The organism is Streptomyces similanensis (assembly GCF_039543625.1).
Lineage (GTDB): Bacteria > Actinomycetota > Actinomycetes > Streptomycetales > Streptomycetaceae > Streptomyces > Streptomyces similanensis.
The window spans coordinates 1-1591 of record NZ_BAABKC010000022.1; the positions used below are offsets into that span (position 1 = coordinate 1).

Consider the following 1591-nt stretch of genomic DNA (forward strand, 5'->3'; position numbering starts at 1 on the left):
CGTCATGGGCGCACAGGGCGCCGTCAACATCCTCCACCGCCGCACCCTCGCCGCCACCGACGACACCGAGACCGACACCGTCCGCGCCCGCCTCATCCGCGAGTACGAGGACGCCCTCCTCAACCCCTACACCGCCGCCGAACGCGGCTACATCGACGCCGTCATCACCCCCTCCGACACCCGCGCCCACATCGTCCGCGGCCTGCGTCAACTGCGCACCAAACGGGAAACCCTCCCCCCGAAGAAGCACGGCAACATCCCCCTCTGACCCCCAGGGAGCGGACATGACCATCAAGGTCGTACGCGGCAACCCCACCCCCGAGGAGCTGGCCGCCGTGGTCGCGCTGCTGTCCGTCGCCGGGCGGCCGCACTCCGGTCCGGCCCCGCGGCGCGCCGGCGCCTGGGCCTCCCGGCGCCGCCTGCTGCGCACCCCGCACGCCTACGGAACGGCCGGCTGGCTCGCCTCGGCCCTTCCCCACTGAACATCCCCGATCGGAGAGATCATGAACACCGTCCACGAGGCGACGCGCCGCGGCGCGGCCGTCGACCGCCTGAGCGCGGACCGCGCGGGTGCGAGGGAGGCGACGGCATGCTGACCAAGGTGCTCATCGCCAACCGTGGCGAAATCGCTGTCCGCGTGGCCCGGGCCTGTCGGGATGCCGGGATCGCGAGCGTGGCCGTCTACGCCGACCCGGACCGGGACGCCCTGCACGTCCGCGCCGCGGATGAGGCGTTCGCCCTGGGCGGTGACACCCCCGCCACCAGCTACCTGGACATCGACAAGGTACTCAAGGCAGCCAGGGAATCCGGCGCGGACGCCGTCCACCCCGGCTACGGCTTCCTCTCGGAGAACGCCGAGTTCGCCCAGGCCGTACTCGACGCCGACCTCATCTGGATCGGCCCGCCCCCGCACGCCATCCGCGACCTCGGCGACAAGGTCGCCGCCCGCCACATCGCCCAACGCGCCGGCGCCCCCCTGGTCGCCGGCACCCCCGACCCCGTCTCCGGGGCCGACGAGGTCGTCGCCTTCGCCAAGGAACACGGCCTGCCCATCGCCATCAAGGCCGCCTTCGGCGGCGGCGGCCGCGGCCTCAAGGTCGCCCGCACCCTCGACGAAGTCCCCGAACTCTACGACTCCGCCGTCCGCGAAGCCGTCGCCGCCTTCGGCCGCGGCGAATGCTTCGTCGAGCGCTACCTCGACCGCCCCCGCCACGTCGAGACCCAGTGCCTGGCCGACAAACACGGCAACGTCGTCGTCGTCTCCACCCGCGACTGCTCCCTCCAGCGCCGCCACCAGAAACTGGTCGAGGAAGCCCCCGCCCCCTTCCTGTCCGAAGAGCAGGTCGCCGAGCTCTACCGCGCCTCCAAGGCCATCCTGCGCGAGGCCCGCTACGAAGGCGCCGGCACCTGCGAATTCCTCGTCGGCCAGGACGGCACCATCTCCTTCCTCGAGGTCAACACCCGCCTCCAGGTCGAACACCCCGTCACCGAAGAAGTCGCCGGCATCGACCTGGTGCGCGAAATGTTCCGCATCGCCGACGGCGAACCCCTCGGCTACGACGACCCCGCCCTGCGCGGCCACTCCTTCGAG

The 1591-nt window shown here is 72.2% G+C and carries 3 protein-coding genes; all 3 read left to right on the forward strand.

Annotated features, from left to right (window positions below; genetic code table 11):
• Nucleotides 1-268: carboxyl transferase domain-containing protein (locus ABEB07_RS08795; protein ID WP_345667740.1), on the forward strand; the 268-nt coding region annotated here is incomplete at its 5' end.
• A gap of 16 nt (nucleotides 269-284) precedes the next feature.
• Entirely contained in the window at nucleotides 285-482 is a 198-nt protein-coding gene (locus ABEB07_RS08800) for an acyl-CoA carboxylase subunit epsilon (RefSeq protein WP_345667741.1), read from the forward strand.
• Between the two features lie 110 nt (nucleotides 483-592).
• A partial coding sequence (locus tag ABEB07_RS08805) for an acetyl-CoA carboxylase biotin carboxylase subunit (protein ID WP_345667742.1) occupies nucleotides 593-1591 on the forward strand: 999 nt, incomplete at its 3' end.